Origin of the sequence: Glycomyces harbinensis, assembly GCF_900101745.1 — a bacterium.
Lineage (GTDB): Bacteria > Actinomycetota > Actinomycetes > Mycobacteriales > Micromonosporaceae > Glycomyces > Glycomyces harbinensis.
Genome location: NZ_FNAD01000008.1, coordinates 238,657 through 254,644 on the forward strand (window position 1 = coordinate 238,657; position 15,988 = coordinate 254,644).

At 66.8% G+C, this 15,988-nt stretch carries 14 protein-coding genes; 9 read left to right on the forward strand and 5 right to left on the reverse strand.

Going from position 1 to position 15,988, the window contains the following annotated elements; genetic code table 11:
• Positions 1 to 309: 309 nt before the first annotated feature.
• Positions 310 to 930, forward strand: a complete 621-nt coding sequence (locus tag BLQ63_RS15455; protein ID WP_091036793.1) for a hypothetical protein — start codon at positions 310 to 312, stop codon at positions 928 to 930.
• Positions 931 to 1,070: 140 nt separating this feature from the next.
• Here BLQ63_RS15455 and BLQ63_RS27905 read toward each other — a convergent pair whose 3' ends face one another.
• Entirely contained in the window at positions 1,071 to 2,375 is a 1,305-nt protein-coding gene (locus tag BLQ63_RS27905) for a hypothetical protein (protein ID WP_143014932.1), read from the reverse strand.
• Between the two features lie 252 nt (positions 2,376 to 2,627).
• Between BLQ63_RS27905 and BLQ63_RS15460 the strand changes: the two genes are divergently transcribed.
• On the forward strand, positions 2,628 to 4,049 hold the full coding sequence (locus BLQ63_RS15460) for a ParB/RepB/Spo0J family partition protein (RefSeq protein ID WP_177154955.1): 1,422 nt from the start codon (positions 2,628 to 2,630) through the stop codon (positions 4,047 to 4,049).
• Here BLQ63_RS15460 and BLQ63_RS27910 read toward each other — a convergent pair.
• From BLQ63_RS27910 to BLQ63_RS15470, 3 genes are all read right to left on the reverse strand, one after another.
• Positions 4,036 to 4,800 carry a hypothetical protein gene (locus tag BLQ63_RS27910; RefSeq protein ID WP_143014933.1) on the reverse strand — a complete coding sequence of 255 codons (765 nt, stop codon included), beginning with the start codon at positions 4,798 to 4,800 and terminating at the stop codon, positions 4,036 to 4,038. The two genes, BLQ63_RS15460 and BLQ63_RS27910, sit on opposite strands and share 14 nt — an antisense overlap.
• Positions 4,801 to 4,914: 114 nt before the next feature.
• Entirely contained in the window at positions 4,915 to 5,505 is a 591-nt protein-coding gene (locus BLQ63_RS15465; protein ID WP_091036802.1) for a hypothetical protein, read from the reverse strand.
• A gap of 69 nt (positions 5,506 to 5,574) precedes the next feature.
• Entirely contained in the window at positions 5,575 to 6,144 is a 570-nt protein-coding gene (locus tag BLQ63_RS15470; protein ID WP_091036806.1) for a hypothetical protein, read from the reverse strand.
• A gap of 456 nt (positions 6,145 to 6,600) precedes the next feature.
• Here BLQ63_RS15470 and BLQ63_RS15475 point away from each other — a divergent pair, with 456 nt between their 5' ends.
• From BLQ63_RS15475 to BLQ63_RS27920, 4 genes are all read left to right on the forward strand, one after another.
• On the forward strand, positions 6,601 to 7,059 hold the full coding sequence (locus BLQ63_RS15475) for a single-stranded DNA-binding protein (RefSeq protein ID WP_091036809.1): 459 nt from the start codon (positions 6,601 to 6,603) through the stop codon (positions 7,057 to 7,059).
• Positions 7,060 to 7,134: 75 nt separating this feature from the next.
• Positions 7,135 to 8,103, forward strand: coding sequence for a DUF4192 domain-containing protein (locus tag BLQ63_RS15480; RefSeq protein ID WP_091036813.1), 969 nt, complete (start codon positions 7,135 to 7,137; stop codon positions 8,101 to 8,103).
• A gap of 71 nt (positions 8,104 to 8,174) precedes the next feature.
• On the forward strand, positions 8,175 to 8,435 hold the full coding sequence (locus BLQ63_RS27915; protein ID WP_143014934.1) for a hypothetical protein: 261 nt from the start codon (positions 8,175 to 8,177) through the stop codon (positions 8,433 to 8,435).
• A 226-nt stretch (positions 8,436 to 8,661) separates the two neighbouring features.
• Entirely contained in the window at positions 8,662 to 8,913 is a 252-nt protein-coding gene (locus BLQ63_RS27920) for a hypothetical protein (RefSeq protein ID WP_143014935.1), read from the forward strand.
• A 22-nt stretch (positions 8,914 to 8,935) separates the two neighbouring features.
• Here BLQ63_RS27920 and BLQ63_RS15485 read toward each other — a convergent pair whose 3' ends face one another.
• Positions 8,936 to 9,313, reverse strand: coding sequence for a hypothetical protein (locus BLQ63_RS15485; RefSeq protein WP_143014936.1), 378 nt, complete (start codon positions 9,311 to 9,313; stop codon positions 8,936 to 8,938).
• 301 nt (positions 9,314 to 9,614) lie between these two features.
• Between BLQ63_RS15485 and mobF the strand changes: the two genes are divergently transcribed.
• The 3 genes from mobF to BLQ63_RS15500 all read left to right on the forward strand — a co-directional run bounded on the left by mobF (position 9,615) and on the right by BLQ63_RS15500 (position 15,515).
• Positions 9,615 to 14,252, forward strand: coding sequence for a MobF family relaxase (mobF, locus tag BLQ63_RS15490; RefSeq protein ID WP_091036820.1), 4,638 nt, complete (start codon positions 9,615 to 9,617; stop codon positions 14,250 to 14,252).
• A 152-nt stretch (positions 14,253 to 14,404) separates the two neighbouring features.
• On the forward strand, positions 14,405 to 15,229 hold the full coding sequence (locus BLQ63_RS15495) for a DddA-like double-stranded DNA deaminase toxin (RefSeq protein ID WP_091036825.1): 825 nt from the start codon (positions 14,405 to 14,407) through the stop codon (positions 15,227 to 15,229).
• Complete coding sequence (locus tag BLQ63_RS15500; RefSeq protein WP_091036829.1) at positions 15,222 to 15,515, forward strand: hypothetical protein; 294 nt, start codon at positions 15,222 to 15,224, stop codon at positions 15,513 to 15,515. The genes BLQ63_RS15495 and BLQ63_RS15500 overlap by 8 nt, the downstream gene beginning before the upstream one ends.
• Positions 15,516 to 15,988 lie beyond the last annotated feature (473 nt).

The window sequence follows — 15,988 nt, forward strand, 5'->3', positions numbered from 1 at the left end:
CGGCGAATGCCTCCAGGTACCGAATCGAGCCCCACTAGCACCAAGTTCTGTGATGACTTTCACGGATTCCCGGAGCTATCGCCAAGTTCCAACCGACCTCATCACTTTCTTCTCGCACGGCGCATCTCATCGCCTTCGGTAGAGCTGACCGAGGTGGCTGCCGCTCGCGGGCGCGGACGCTACCCGACGGCCGGGACGACCGGGCTGCGCCCTGGAACTGCGTTCCCCGCCCCTTCCCCGCCGGGTCATGGCGCCGCACCGCGCGGCAGCCACACAGGCACCGCGCCCGATGCCGGGAGGCGCACCGCCATGACACCGCACACCACGTTCGACACCCTGCTGGAGCAGGCCACCGGGCCGGCCGAGTTCGCCGCGGCCTTCATGGATCACCTCGGCCTGGCCGGGATCTTCAAGCGCATGGACATCGCCGAGGAGGAGATCGCCGCCGCCCGCAAGCGCCACCCGGACGCGAGCGACCAGCTCTACCACTCCTTCCTGCTTCTCGTACCGTCGCACGAGCGGATGGAGTACGAGCCGGTCTATCGCTCGCACTGCCGAGAACTGCTCGACCGCGTCGCCGCCGGCGGTGACCCACGCCTGGGAACGGCCGCCGAAGTCTGCTGCGCCCTCCACGACACCAGCCTCATCGCGCCCCTCCGGTCGGCGGCTTCAGGGCTGTACTTCCGAATGTGGCGAGCCGCGGGCCTTCCCGACTTCCACGAACTCATCCCCGCCAGCGAGAAGCACGAGGCCCTGGAGGGATCGCGGATCGACGACCACGAATCCGAGACCCGCCGCAAGCTCACCGACCCCACCCGCACCCTCGACAGCGTCGAATGCCGCGGCATGCACCACGGCGAACGCGTCATCTGCACCCTGGCTCCGGCCCCGACCCTCCTCGACACCGTCAACGCGGAGGCGGCGTCATGAACGGCGATGGCCTGATCGCCGCCATGTGCGGCCGCCTCGACGTCCCTCTCGTCTATGACCTCTTCGGCAGCCCCTACGAATCCGAAGAAGAGTTCGAATAACACCGTGAACGCGCGAGTGGAGTGTTCCATAGAGGTCATCTATGTTTTCGAAGGTGGCTGGAGCATTCCCTGCACCTGCTTCCGCGTGTCAGTTCCCATGGGAATGATCGCCAGGATTGCAGAAACAACTAGGGCGGCTCGAATGGTCGTAGTCACACTGTCTTCCAGAGCAAGGAACGGAATACTTGGCAGTCCGATGGCGATCACAATCAGGACCAGAGCATTACCAATTCTTGGAATGATCTGTTGAAACCAGCTACCCTTCGAGACGGCTTCAGTCTCCGGTGCGACGAGCTCTTCACCTTGTTGCAGCTTGAGCAGTTGAGATCGAATATCGAGAACAAGCTGCGCATATTCCTTGCGAGTACCTGAATTAACGACCCGCTCTCCCACCCAAGTCAAGTAATCCGCAGCCACCTGGAACTCACTACTGCGACTCGCGTCGTGAAATTGACGGAACTCTGCTGGCCCGGAGGATATTCGAGCCCGGAGCAAGAGAATATACCTGTGACCGAGTATCTCATCTAGGATGATCGCTTTGCTGCTCACTTGAAGGCAACGTGGATAGGCGTTGGCAAGATGCACACCGACCGTCCAGAGATGGGCGATTACCACATGTTTTGGCGGCATGGTTGAAACAAATCGCTGCCTAAGACGGATTTCTTGCTGATGCTGCATCAACTGCGAGATCGCGTGAAATGGCATGTAAAAGGCAATGAAGCAGAGCAGCGAGATCGAGACGATACGAGCAACCGCAATTAGATCAACCTCAACGAACGGGATAGCCGCCATCATCACGCCACCGAACGCTAGGTTCCCCAGAACATATTTGATACCATACGGATCACCCAAAGATATCATATGAACGCCGACTATGGTGAACGACAATGTGGCGTGCACGCAAACCGCAAGTCCAAAAACAGCTTCCGTCGATTCACCTCCGGAGCTGAAACCAGATAGGTGCGCGACGAACGCCGGGATTCCAATAATTAGGACTCCATACATGAGCATTGGAATGAGATCTAGCAATGAGATCCAAAAATTGTCACCCAATGCACTACGAACCTGGTATTGACGAATAATTGGCTCAAGTGCGTTCTTTCCATCGGTGGTGAGCAGCGCATTGGAGACCTTTCGATACCACGGGATGCCCCAGTACGGTCGCGCCCGGGATACTCCGTTGGCCAGTCGACGGCTAGGAAGTGAGTCGAGGTTTTTGAACAGCCACTGCAACCAAGACGGAACACCGGCAACTGTGTCATCGGGACCTGCAAGCTCTGAGGCTTCTGGGAGCGCTCTGGAATCTCTTCCCGGACTGGCTGGCTTATGGGGCTCGGGGGTCATGCGCTTATTGTGACAACGCAACGCAAGGGCCCTTCAAATCGGACATCGGGCCAGGTGCCGTCTGTTAGCGGGCGCAATTCGACGCGGTGGCAGATGCTGTGGCACTCGCTTCGTTGCATCGAATCGCCTATGGCAAGTCGCGGCGCTTGCTGGGCCGGTCCAAGGGTAGCCGCTTCGCGGCTGGGGCCCGGGCCCACAGCAAGCGCCGCCGACCCCCGATCGGGAAGGCGGCCAACCCGATTGGAGGCTCCCGTGGAGCTCACCCAGATCCCACCCGCGCACCTCGTCCCGCACGAGAACAACGCGCACTCCGAACTGCGCGGCATCGACGCGCTTGCGCAGACCATCGAGTACCTCGGCATCATCGAACCCCTCGTCGTCCTCCCCGCCGACGAGGACGGCCGACACACCATCGTGGCCGGCCACCGCCGCCACGCCGCCGCGACCCAGGTCGGCCTGGAGACCGTGCCGTGCGTGGTCGTCGACGATCCCGGTGCGGGCGACCAGCTCGTGACCATGCTGGTGGAGAACCTCCACCGCGACGACCTCACCGTCCTCGAAGAGGCGCAGGCCTACCAGCAGCTCACGCTCCTGGACTGGCAGCCCGAGCGCATCGCCCGGGCCACCGGCCGCGAGGTCGAGCGCGTCCAGCAGTCCTTGACCCTGCACCAGCTTCCCGAACACGTCCAGCAGGCCGCCAACGCCGGGGAGATCGACCTGGTCGCCGCCGCCACGATGCACGAGTTCGTCCACGATCCCAAGGCGATCGACAGGATCATGAAGAAGGGCGCCGGCTACTGGGGCTATCAGCACGCCATCGCCGACGAGCGCACCCGCCAGGAGAACCAGCACGCCCTGGAGGTCCTGAAGGCCGAGCTCGTGCTCGCCGGCGTCAAGGTCACCGCCCGGCCGAAGTTCGCCTCCGAGGGTGGCACCGCGGTCCTGGTCGAGCATCTGGTCGACGCCGACGGCAACCCCGTCCGAGCCGAAGCAGTCCAGAGCGAGCCGGGCTTCGCGGTCTACATCAACCGCGACTACCAGCCCAAACCGGTCACCTACTGCCCCGACCCGGCCGCCGTCGGACTGCGTCCGGCCCCGGACACGTGGGAGGCGCGCAACGCCGACCGTGAAGCGCTCGAAGCCGAGGCCGCCGCCCGGCGTGCTGCCTGGGAGGCTGCCACGGTCGTCCGTCGCGAGTTCCTGCTCGCCCAGTACGGCAACGCCAAGGGTGCGAAGAAGCTGCTGCGCCCTGCGCTTCGAGATCTGGCCGGGACCCGGATGAACATGCCGCTCGGTGAGTTCAGCGAGTTCGCCGACGCGCTGTGCGGGTGCCCGATCCGAGAGCTGCCCGAGACCGCCGGCATGGACCGCCTCACGCGCGCCGCCGTCGGCCGTTGGCTGGCCCACTGCGAGGCCAACCTGAAGGACAGCGCGTTCGGGAGCTGGGGCGATTTCGAGCACGCGCTGCGCTACCTGGACCTCATCGTTGCCGACGGCTACGAGCTCGCCGACATCGAAGCCCAGCTTCATCAGTCGATCACCGACGCCCTCACCGAAGACGACACAGAGCCCGACGGCGAGGACTCCGAAGAGGAGGAGGAAGACGACTCCGAGGCGGACCCGTCGGCCGATCACGGTCTGGCTGATGAGGAGAACGAGCTCATAGCGGCCTGAACGCGCGGTGGTCGGTGCCACGCCGTGTGGCGTGGCACCGACCAGCCGTGCACCGACTTACGAGGTTCCCGCGCCATGCCGACCTGTTCAGTTGCACCGCAACAGCGCCGTGTCCAGTTAGGCTCACGGTGCGCGGCCGGGACTCCAAGAGACCGGTGGGGTTGAATCGGACCCGGCCGCGTGCCCTTCCGCCCCACCACCATCTGCCGCTCGCTGCTCGGCTGGAATCACTGGTCCGGCCTCCGACAGACCAGGGCATGCGCCACCGGGCCATGTCGGTTCCTTGTAATGTCCAGCGGCTCCAGGATCGGCCTTCGGTGAAGGGACCTTGTTCGGCTTCGAGTCGTTCCGCGTCGAGCACGATCCGCAACTGCATCACTTGGATTGGCGCCAGATCCGCGCTGTCGGTCCGGCCTACGACGACCGGTCCGAGCGGGGGCGGTCGTAGGTCGCCGCCGACGCCACGCACGACGGTGCGGGCGCCGAGGTTCGGCTCTGCATCGGGCAAAGCGTCACGGGCGGCGTGCCACATGCAGATGCCGTTGCCCAGCAGCAGGCGGAAAATCTGGTCGGAACCGATCATGCTCCGCAGCCAGGCGTTGACCGTTTTCGGTCCGGCCGCAGGCAGCTCGCGGATCTGTGGCGTCGGGGAACCTGGCAGGTACACCAGCACGGGTCGCTGATAGGCCTCGACAATCGCCTGCGCCCGCTCCTCGATATCAGTCTCGGAGTGCTCCAGTCCCTCGGTCATTGTTCGATCATACGTTCGATAACATTTCGGCCGGAGGCGAACCCGAGGCGGCGCGGTATGAGGCGCCAGGCTATCGACACGGGCGAGCTCGTGAGTCGCTGCCAGCGGTCGGGGTTACGGCAGTTCGCGCATGATCCGCTGGTCGGCGTACAGCCGGTCGATGACCTCTTCCACGTTGTTCGCACTCACGGTCTTCTGGATGGTGTCCACGTCCGCACCTTCAGCCCGCAGACGCGCGGACATAAGCCTCGTATGGCGGTTCAGCAATGCCTCTGCCACCATGTATCGCTCGCGGGCTTCGGTGTACCGGTTGTACAGCTCCCAGGCGGTGTCAGCGTCATCATCGCCTCGCCGGTGGCGCTCGGCGGGAATCGACGCGGTCGCGATGGCCGTCAGTTCGGCAAGCACCGCCGCTAGCAGTGCGGGATCGAAACGGCCCCGCCGAGTTGCTTCGATCCGGTCGGCGAGGAGGTTCGCCACGCCCAGGTCGGCCGCGTACGCGCCTCCGGGGAACGTGTCGACGTTGGTGCTCGACAGCTGATCGCCCGAGTGGTCGCGGATCTCTATGACGGTGCTCGACGCGGCGTCGAACCGCACCTCGTCTCCAAGGACTTCGGTGAGCACAGGTTGCCTGGTCGCGTCGGGGAAGTCGCGAGCGACCGCGGCCGCGGCCGTGGCGGTGTCCGGGTAGGTCGTTGAGGTCATGCCTCGGACGGTAGGTGACCGGCCTGGCACGGTCAACCCGCATCTGGTGCATCGTCACCGGCGGAGGACCTATAGGTCGAGGGTGCGGCGCCGGTCGGCGGTAATCATCGACGCGAGCATCCCAGGCTCGACGTGCAGCTCCTTGGCGACCTCGGCCAACGTCGCACCAGTCGCGGACCGGTCCGACCAGACGTCACGAGCGACGTGATCGGCTACCGCGTTGACCGTCGCCAATGCTGATTCGAGCTCTCCCCGTATGGCTTCGCTCCGCATGAGCATGCCCAGCCGCGGATCGTGCGCCCATGCCGGTGGCGCGCCGGCCCCACCGATCGCGATCAGGTCGGCGAACACGGCCTTGAGGTGTTCGGGCTCGGTGTCGTGCTGTTCGAGGAGGATGGCGGCCTGGTCGGCCAGGTCCTGGTCGCGAATGAAGTTGCGGGCAGAGGTGTGGTCGATGTTGACGACCGGTTCCTCCTCGTCGTCACTCCAGTCGTGGATGCGGATCACGACTTGCTGTTCGCGGTCGAGCAGGACCGGATTGCCCAGCAGCGTCGTCACCGCCGCCATGGTCTCCGCGCCGGGATGGTGCTCGGCCATGAACTGGTCAGCATCGGCGCGAGTGGGGAAGGTGTGTTCCATGCGCGCACGCTAAGACGGCATGGTGAGGGTGTCAACCGCCAATCTGCGATGGCGACCCCGGTCTCCGCAGCGGCGCATGGTGGTGGCGTGCTGCTCGGCGATGCCGGGAGGCCCTGGGAATCGTGATCCCCGTCCGCGCGCTGATCGCCTCGGCGGCGGGACCTCGCAGCGTTCCTTGTCGGGGTGCTGGCGTGGGCGGGTTCGTCTGCCCGGGTGTGCCGTTGTGGTGTCAGGACGCTACGCGACGGCCGCCCACCACCGCTCCTTCGTCGCTCGCAAGGGCGCCTGCGCACTTTCTTCGCAAGACGCGCTCCTTCGTCGCTGCGAACAAAGCGCTGGGCCCCCTTGGCGTGCCTGGCGTCTTCGCCGCGTGGACGCGGCCTCACCACAGCGGCACACCACCCGGGGCACCGCCCCGGCAACCACGTCAGCCGCCATCCGAGAAGGAGTCACATCATGGAGTTCCACTTCGCCGTCGAAGGCCAGATCGTCCGCCGCTCCCCCGAGGTCTTCGCGACCCCCAACGGCAACCAAGGCGTCCGCTTCGAGCTCGCCCACAAACCCACCTACCGCGACGCCGCCGGCAAGTGGGTCGAGGGCAAGACCCAGTTCTTCGACATCACCTGCTGGGGCGCCCTGGCCGACAACGTCCTCGCCAGCTTCGAACGCTACGACACCGTCACCGTCACCGCCCGCAACCTCTACGCCCAAGAGTCGGGCGGGTTCGCCCACCTGAAAGTCACCGCCGAGAACGTCGCCGCGAGTCTGCGCTTCAACACCGTGACCCCGGCCCGCAAAGAACGCGTCGCGAACGCCGAGGTCCGGAGTGCCGACGGGGAGAACCTGCCGGTCACCGTCGAGGACCCGTGGGCCGGCACGAATGCCCAGCCCGCGCCGCAGCCGGCCGCGGCCTAACCACTCTCCGCGGGGCGGCCACCAGGCCGCCCCGCCCCTCACCTGACTCCCGCAACAAACTCTTTGGAGTACGCCATGAACAGCCAGACCAAGCTCGCCATCAACGGCCCCACCGACCTCATCGCCGCCGTCCCCTACCTGCTCGGATTCGAACCCGAACACTCGCTCGTCGCCGTCGGCCTCAAAGCCGGCCAGCTTCAATGCACCTTCCGCGTCGACCTGCCCGGCAGCACCGACCACCTCGACCGCCTCAACACCCTCATCGACCCGGTCCGCACGAACGACTGCACCGACGTGGTCCTGATCGCCTACGGCGAGCCCGAGATCGCCACCGCCTGCCTCAGCCAGGCCCTCATCGACTACGCCCTCACTGACATCGACGTCGTCGACGCCCTCCACGTCGCCGACGGCCGCTACTTCAACCCCACCTGCAACGACACCTGCTGCCCTCCCGAGGGCCTACCGCTCCCCCAGGACACCGCGATCGGCGCCGCGCTCGTGGCCGCCGGAGCGAACCGCCATCCCGACCGCGCCGACATCACCGCCCTCCTCGCCCCCGCCGCACCAGAGCGCCGGGCCGCCGTCGCCACCGCCGTCGATGACACCGTCGTCGCCGAGGCCGCGCTGTCGTGGGCCGAACAGCGCCAGATGGACCTGGCAGCCGTCGACCAGTGGCTCACCACCGCGAACCTCCCCGAATCGCCGGCGGACATCGCGATGCTCGGCCTCGCTATCGGGGACCTGGACGTCCGCGATCACGCGCTCATCGCCTCCGACATTGACCCGCAGAAGTCCTCCGATCTGTGGCTGTGGGTCGGACGCCATCTCGAAGAAGAACTTGCGGCCCCGGCGTTCACCATTGCCGGGTGGTGCGCCTACCGATACGGCAACGGCGTCCTCGCCCTCGAAGCTTTTGAACAGGCAATCAACGCCAGTCCGAACTACCGGCTCGCGCACATGCTCCTCGCCGCACTCCAAGCCGGCATCCCCCCGAAAGCTCTGAACAACATGGCGTGCCTCAACTCCGAACCCACCAGCGCCTGACCCGAATCGAAACAGCCCCGCCCGCGCGAGAATGCGCGGGCGGGGCCGTTCTCGTTCCGATGGAGGTTGCCGTGAACGCCACCGACACCCGCACCGACCCGCTGAGCACCCTGGCACTCGCCGAGGACGCCTTCCAGCGGGCCCGGGCCCGGCTCAAGGAAGCCGAAGCCGACCGCTACGCCTCGATCTGGGCCGCACTCACCACCGCCGAGGACCTGACCAAGCTCCGCGCGGCGCTCCCCGACCGTGACGGCCCAGTCCCCCCGCGCCGATGTCCGCCGACACGCCACCGGAGACAGCCACTACATTCAGCCCGAGCTCTTCGAAGCTGACAACGGTTCTGAGGGATTCCGGACTCCGTAGCGAGGGCGCGGGTTCGCGGTCACGAAGCTCAAGGCACGACCGTCCGCTCCTGCTACATCTCAGAACCGAACGGCATGGTGGCTCCGGCCGTGGGGCGGTATCGAAGCTCGGCGCGGTCGGAGCCGACGCTCTCGAGCTCGCTTCGGCCCTGACCGCGTCCGCCAGAACACGGCCTGTGTAGGCGTTGACCGGCAGATGCACGAGCCGCTGGACGAACGTCGCGCCCCATTCGCTGCTGATGAGCTCCTTCGCGGTCCGCTCCGGCCCGTACCCCTCCTGTCGGCACTGAATCTTCATGCGCAACTCCAGCTCGCTGATGCTGTTCCCGCGCGTTCCCTGCTCGGTCAGGTACTCGAACGCCACGCGGCACCGGAAGTCCCGAATCCGCTTGGCTGCGACCAGCCCGACAAGTTCCTCAGCCTGCTGAGGATGGCGTATGCGCGCTGAGACGATGTAGCACCGCTCTGTTTCATCGTTCACCGTGGGCATCTCGGGCCTCCTCATCGTTCAGTGTCCGGATCGGCGCGGTGATCGCCTTGGGCTCCGTCGTCGGGGTGTGTTCCCGGGCGAAGGCGGACGCGGCGCGAACCTCGCCGATTGAAAGCTCACACAGCCCAGCGATGCTGTCCTGGGTTTCACCGAGGAGCTTGAGCTGCCGGACGCCTTCGGCGATCGTCAGGTGGGCTTCGCTGATCGCGAACTTCGCGGCCAGGATGTCGACGACGGTCTGCTCGATGCGGGCTTCGCGTTCACGGGCCTCGGCCAGTCGCTGCCGCCGGATTTGACCGGCCCGGGTGGCGGCGAGGACGCGATTGCTTGGTTTTCTGGGTTGCTCGAATCCGTTCATGACCGCCACGGTAAATGTATTTTTCAGTCCTCGACAAGTGCGGACTTCCGCAATTCCAAGACGACTTGGGACCACCAGGTACGAACAATTGCGACCAGGGACAAAAACAGAGACCACCTGACACAACCAGGTCACTACCAGTATTGATACCGAAATCGGTGACCCAAGCCACAAAAGATCAACACACCTCTTGCACGTTTCGTGAATCAGGACCAAATGGTATTTGACTCACGCGAGAGAGACGCTACCTTTGACGATCGAGAATTGTCGCGGGAATTGCGGGCGGGGGTGATGTGCGGTGATGACGGTCCACAAGCTGACCGTCGGCGATGGCTACACCTACCTGACCCGCCAGGTCGCCGGCGGGGACGTCCAGCGCCAGGCCGGGCAGTCGGCGGCGGACTACTACACGCAGGGCGGGAACCCGCCGGGCCGGTGGGCTGGTTCGGGCGTCGCCGCGCTCGGGCTGGAGGCCGGTCAGCAGGTACATGAGGCCCAGATGCGGAACCTCTTCGGCGAAGGGTTGCACCCGGATGCCGAAGCGCGTCAAGACGCCTACCTCGATGCGAATCTGGCTCCACACCTCTCGAAGACCGAGCGGAGCCGGGTCCACGCCGCCGCCGAGCGTGCCGGGAAACTAGGCCAGAAGTTCCCCGCCTACAAGACCCTCGACCCGTTCGGCGAGCGGGTGGCGAAGCGCTTGGGCGACATCGAATCCGAGACCGGACGCGAGCCGACCGGAGCGGAGGTCGCGAAGGTGAAGCGGGAGGAGTCGCACCGCCAGCGGGCCGGGGTCGCCGGGTACGACCTGGTGTTCACGCCGGTCAAGTCGGTGTCGGTGCTGTGGTCGCTCCACCCCGACGAGCAGGTCCGCACGGAGGTGAAGGCCGCGCATGACGCCGCGGTCACCGCGGTCGTAGCGCTGTTGGAAGAGCACGCGGCGTTCACCCGGGCCGGGGTCGGCGGGGTCGCACAAATCGAAACCATCGGACTCGTGGCGACGGCGTTCGATCACTACGACTCGCGCTCAGGCGACCCCGACCTCCACACCCACCTCGCGGTCGCGAACAAGGTCCAAGGCACCGACGGGAAATGGCGGTCGCTCGACGGGTCGGCACTGTACGCGATCGGCGTCGCCGCATCGGAGACCTACAACTCAACGATAGAAGCCGAACTCACCACCCGCCTCGGCGTCACCTTCACCGAACGGCCTGGCCCTGCCCGGAACGGCCGCCCGGTGCGGGAGATCGACGGCATCGACTCCGCGGTGCTCAAGCACTTCTCGGCGCGGCGCAGCATAATCGAGACCCGCTACGCCGAACTCCGCGCCGACTTCCGGACCCGGCACGGCCGCGACCCCGACCCGAACACCGCTCGCGAACTCGCCCAACAGGCCGCGCTGGAGACCCGCGAAGGCAAGGACCGGCCCCGGCCCCTCGCCGTAGCCCGCCAGGAATGGACCGCTCAAGCTGTTGCCCGGTTTGGCCCCGGAGCGATCGACCAGGTCGCCGCCACCGTGCCCATCGCCTCGCGGCCCGACGCGGTCGCCGCGCTCACCCCGGAGGAGGTCGCGCAGGTCGCGGCGCGGGTCCTCCAGGAAGTGTCTGCCGAGCGGGCGACGTGGACGCGGTGGAACGTCCACGCCGAGACCATGAGGCGCCTGCGCACCGACTTCACGTTCACCAACCCGGACGCGCAGCGAGCCGCCGCCGATAGCATCGTCTCCCATGCGCTCGGCGAGGGTCGCTCGATCAACCTCGCCGTGGCCGCGCCGGTGGAGGCTCCGGCGATGCTGCGCCGTTCGGACGGTGTCTCGGTCTTCGTCCGCCACGAGTCGGCCCGGTACACCTCGCAGTCCGTCCTCGATGCCGAAGCGCGCCTGGTGAAAGCCGCCCAGACGCCCACCGTCTACTCCACCAGTGCCGACTCTGTCGCGGAGCGGATCGCCGCGTTCGAGTCCAGGACGGGCCGGGTGCTGGACGAGGGGCAGCGGGAGCTGGTGACCGCGTTCGCCGCTGACGATCGTCTCCTCGCGGTTGGGATCGGTCCGGCGGGGTCGGGCAAGACCACCGCGATGAGGGCCTACAGGGAGGTCCTTGCCGCCGAGGGCCGGCGCCTGGTCGGGCTCGCGCCGTCCGCGCAGGCTGCGAAGGTCCTCGAAGCCGACCTCGGCGTCACCTGCTCGACGGTCGACAAGCTCCTGTGGTCGGTCTGCCCCGGCAATCTCCTCTCCGGGCCCGAACTCGCCGCCTCTCTGCGCCACCTCGCGAGCGACCCCGCATCACTCGTGCCCGGCCACGATCTCAAGCCCGGTGACGTGCTGCTGGTAGACGAGGCGTCGATGGCCGGGACGTTCAACCTCGACCGCCTCACCGCGCTCGCCGACGTGGCCGGTGTGCAGGTCCGACTTCTCGGTGACGACTGCCAGCTCGGCGCCGTCGCTTCCGGCGGGGCGCTGCGGCTCATCGCCGCCGAAGCTGGCGCCACCGAACTACGGGACCTTCACCGCTTCCAAGACCCCGCTTTCGCCCAGGCCTCGCTGAAGCTTCGGGAGGGCGACGCGGCTGGGCTCGACTACTTCCAAGAACGCGGACGCCTGAAAGGCGGCAGCCGCGACGCCATGCTCGAAGCCGTCTACACAGGGTGGAAACGCGACACCCTGGCCGGGAAGACCAGCCTGATGATGGCCCACTCCAACACGATCGTCATCGAACTGTCTGACCGCGCCCGCGCCGACCGCATCGCCGCCGGCGAAGTCAAAGCCGACGGCGTCGCGCTCCACAACGGCTCGACCGCCGGGCGCGGGGACTGGGTCGTCACCCGCCAGAATGAGCACCGCTTGAAGTACAACGGCGGCAAGGACTTCATCCGCAACGGCCAGGCCTGGACCGTCACCAAGGCCTATGCCGACGGGTCGCTCAAAGTCAAATCCCGCGACTCACGCGGCACCACGATCCTGCCCGCTGAGTACGTCGCCGAACACGTCGAACTCGCCTACGCCGCCACCGTCCACCGCTGCCAGGGCATGACCGTCGACACCGCCCACCCCCTCCTGACCACCGACCTGACCCGCGATGCCCTCTACGTCGCCGCCACCCGCGCCGCTGAAACCACCACGTTGTACGCCGTCACCCACACCGAGGTCCCCGCCGATCCCGACCACCGCCTCGACCGCCCGAAGTGGGACCCCGACGCCACTGCCGCCCGCGAGATCGCCGAACAGATCCTCGCCAAGGAACCCGACAGCCGCGCCGCCACCAACGAGCGCGAACACCAGCGCGAACTCGCGGCCTCTCTCGCGACGCTGGTGCCGATGTACCGAACCGCGACCGAACGCGGCGCCGAACACCACTATGAATCCCTCATCGACCGCGTCGGCGGCGCCCACCTCCACGACACTGACCTGGCTGACATCAAGGCGAACGGGCTCGGCGCGCTCGCCGGAACCCTCGCCAAAGCCGAAGCCGCCGGGTGGAACCCCGAGCAGATCCTCACCCTCGCCATCACCCGCGGCGGCGTCGACGACGCCGACTCCGTCACCGCAGTCCTCGTCTCCCGCATCAACACCCACATGGACGACCACACCCCGCCACCCACCGGTGCCATGCCGACCGAAGCCGACCTCCACCGCTACCGGGACCTCCTGCGCCCCTATTACCCCGACGCTAACCTCGACCCCGACACCGCACTCACTCCGGCGCCGGTCAACGCACCCATCAACGCATCGCACCCGGCCGCCACCGAACGCCCCGCCGACCGCTACAAGACCGAACTCACCAACATCCTCGGCGCACAGCCAGTCGAAGCTGTTGCCGCCGAGCGGGCCTGGCCCGCCGTGGTTGGCGCGCTCCGCCGAGCCGAAGCGGTCGGCCAATACTCCGCCGACGCCCTGCTCCGAGCGACCGCGCAGCGCGACTTCGACGGTCTCGATTCGATCGCACCGAACCTCGCTTGGCGCATCGAGCGCCAGACCCGCCTGCTCGAACTCGACCCCACCCACACCGGACAGGCCTGGCCCGCCCTCGCATGGACGACGAAAGCCTGGGAAGCAGCAGGCGGCAACGCCGCCGAACTCATCGACGGCCTCGCCCACGACCGCGCCCTTGCAGACCTCGCCCTCGAAGCCGGACACCAACTCACCTGGCACCAACGCACCCAAGCCATCGAGACCGCACCCCACCCACTCTCATGGGCCGGCATACCCCGATCCCTCCACGACAGCGACGCCGTCCCCGTCGAACTACGGGACTTCCTCGACCGCACTGCCGACGCCATCACCACCCGCGTCGACCACCTCGCCGACCAAGCCGTCACCGACCGACCTGCCTGGACCGAGGCCTTCGGCGATGCCCCGCACGACGACGAGGCTGCCTTCGAGCGGTGGCGTGCCGCCATCGCCCTCGCCGCCGCGCACCGCGACACCCACCAAGTCCAGCTCGACGATCCCGCCCACCCCTTCGGCCCCTACCTCGAAACCGGTCGCGCCGGTCACCACGCCTGGTGGGCCGCAGCCAGTGCCGCGCTCGCCATCGACAACCCCGACGCGCCCGCCGTCCCCACCGGCCTGGCCGACACCGTCGACCAACAACTCGCCCACGCCATCGCCCGCGACCTCTACCAAGCACTCCCTGAAACCGAACGCGAAACCGTCCATCAGGCCCTGGCCGATCGGCTCGGATCTGCATGGCATCTCATCGCCGAACACCCGGAAGCCACCGTTGTCCATCCGGCCGTCTCCAACGATCTCCGGCTCGCATTGTACGAATGCGGGATGCTCTCGCCTTCCGCTGCAACCGAGCTCCAACTCACGGCCCGCCATCTCCGTGAGTCCACTGACGCGGAGGAAGCTGCACCAGCGCAGTTGGACGCATTCGCCGTCCGAACCTTCCAGGAGAGCCATGGTATCGCGCCCGGCAAGGGCACCGTTCGTCCCCTTTAAGTCGCGTCTTCCTTGATTCCCGACCGTTGCTCCAGCGTGTCGCAGCGTACGGCGGCCGGGACCACCGCGCTGCCAACCTCTGCCGGCTCAGCGGAGTGAAAGCCCGGGAATGGATTTCGTAGGCTGAGACTCACCAAGGTGAGGACCCCGCAATGGCATCGATCGGCGACGTGGCGGCCGTCTTGCGTGCGGCTATCGCAACAGCCGAGGAAGCCACGCGGACTGCCAAGGGAGCCAATGACCAGCTCGGGGGCGCGCAGACCTCGCTACATGCGGACCTCGAAGGGTCCGCGAACCCGCTTACGCAAGACGGGCTCGGACAGTTGAGCGCGGCGCGGGAAGGCATTGCCGAAGCGCTCGCCCTCATCACCAGCGGCAACGCGACCATGGGCCAATACGTCGCATCGATCGCGGGCGGAGCGCCCAGCGCAAGCGGCGCGGGAGGCGGGAGCACGCCTCCGCCTCCCCCACCCCGATCCTCGGGCGGGCCGTCCCCGCTCCCGAACTTCGATGCCCGCCGGCCGGACCCCCGATGCATGGCGAAGATCAAGGAGGCCGGATGGCCCACCAACCGCGAGGGGAAAACGGCCGCGCGGGGCTACCTCTACACGGGCGACGGGAGACAGCTCAACTCGAAGCCGCTCAAGGCATACCCGCCCGGCAAAGCGCCCGTCCGCACCGACTTGAAAGAGCCCTGGTCGTCGGATGAGGCCATGACGACCACCTGGCACGTCGAGGGGGACGTAGCTGCGAAGGTGCGCTCTGACCAACTCGACGGGGCCGCGTTCTACCTCAACGTTCCCCTATGCGGCGCGGGCCCCGGAACGCAGGCGGCCGACCCCAAAAGGTGTACAGAGAACTTCCAGCACATCATCCCCCGCGACACGACCGTGTACGTCCATGTCGTGCCGCCGCAAGGGCTGCCGTACCGTCAGAAGATCATCGGCACTGGCGAAGGGATCAAAGCGGATGGGTGACTACGACGTCCCGGTGGAGGGCACACCCGAACAACTCGCCGAGCTTCGCCGACGACTCGATGACGACCTTGACTCCCGGACTGCCGTCCCCTTCGCTGCAACGCTCGGCCTCCTCCCCCCGACCGAGCCCGAAGGCTGGCAGGGGTGGGCCATCGTGGACGCCTTCCCAAACGAGGACTACGACACCCCGGTCATGTACTGGCTCGGCCCACAACCCGAACACGGCGGCGAGGACTACCCCGCCGAGGACGACGACGAGGACGTATCAGGGGACCCCTGGGCCTAGACGCTGTCCCACAAACAGACCAAGCTCCTAAGACGCAACCCGAAACCCGCTTTTCAGACGGACGCGCACTTTTCAAGGAGACATGCATCTACCTGCGACTATGCGTCAGCATCATTGATGGCCGGAAAGGCGGGACCGCTATAGGGCCGCTGTACGCCTAAGAATCCCATCAAACTGGGAAACCTGTCCGACTGGATCCAGTGACCTCTGACCGCAACACCGCTTCCAACCCCCCGCATGTGCGGGGAGTTCATGGCCGCAGCATGGAGGCTGGGGTGGATGGTCGGTCCACCCCCGCATGGACGGGCAGTTCTGGTCCCGCTTGTCGGATGAGACGACGGTGTGCGGTTCACTCCCGCATGGGCGGGGAGTTCATCTTCGCCCGGTGGAGCTCGTCGAGCCGGGCCGGTTCCCCGACGTGGCGGGGTTCCCGTCCCGCTGGTACGGTCCACCCCCGCATGGGCGGGGAGTTC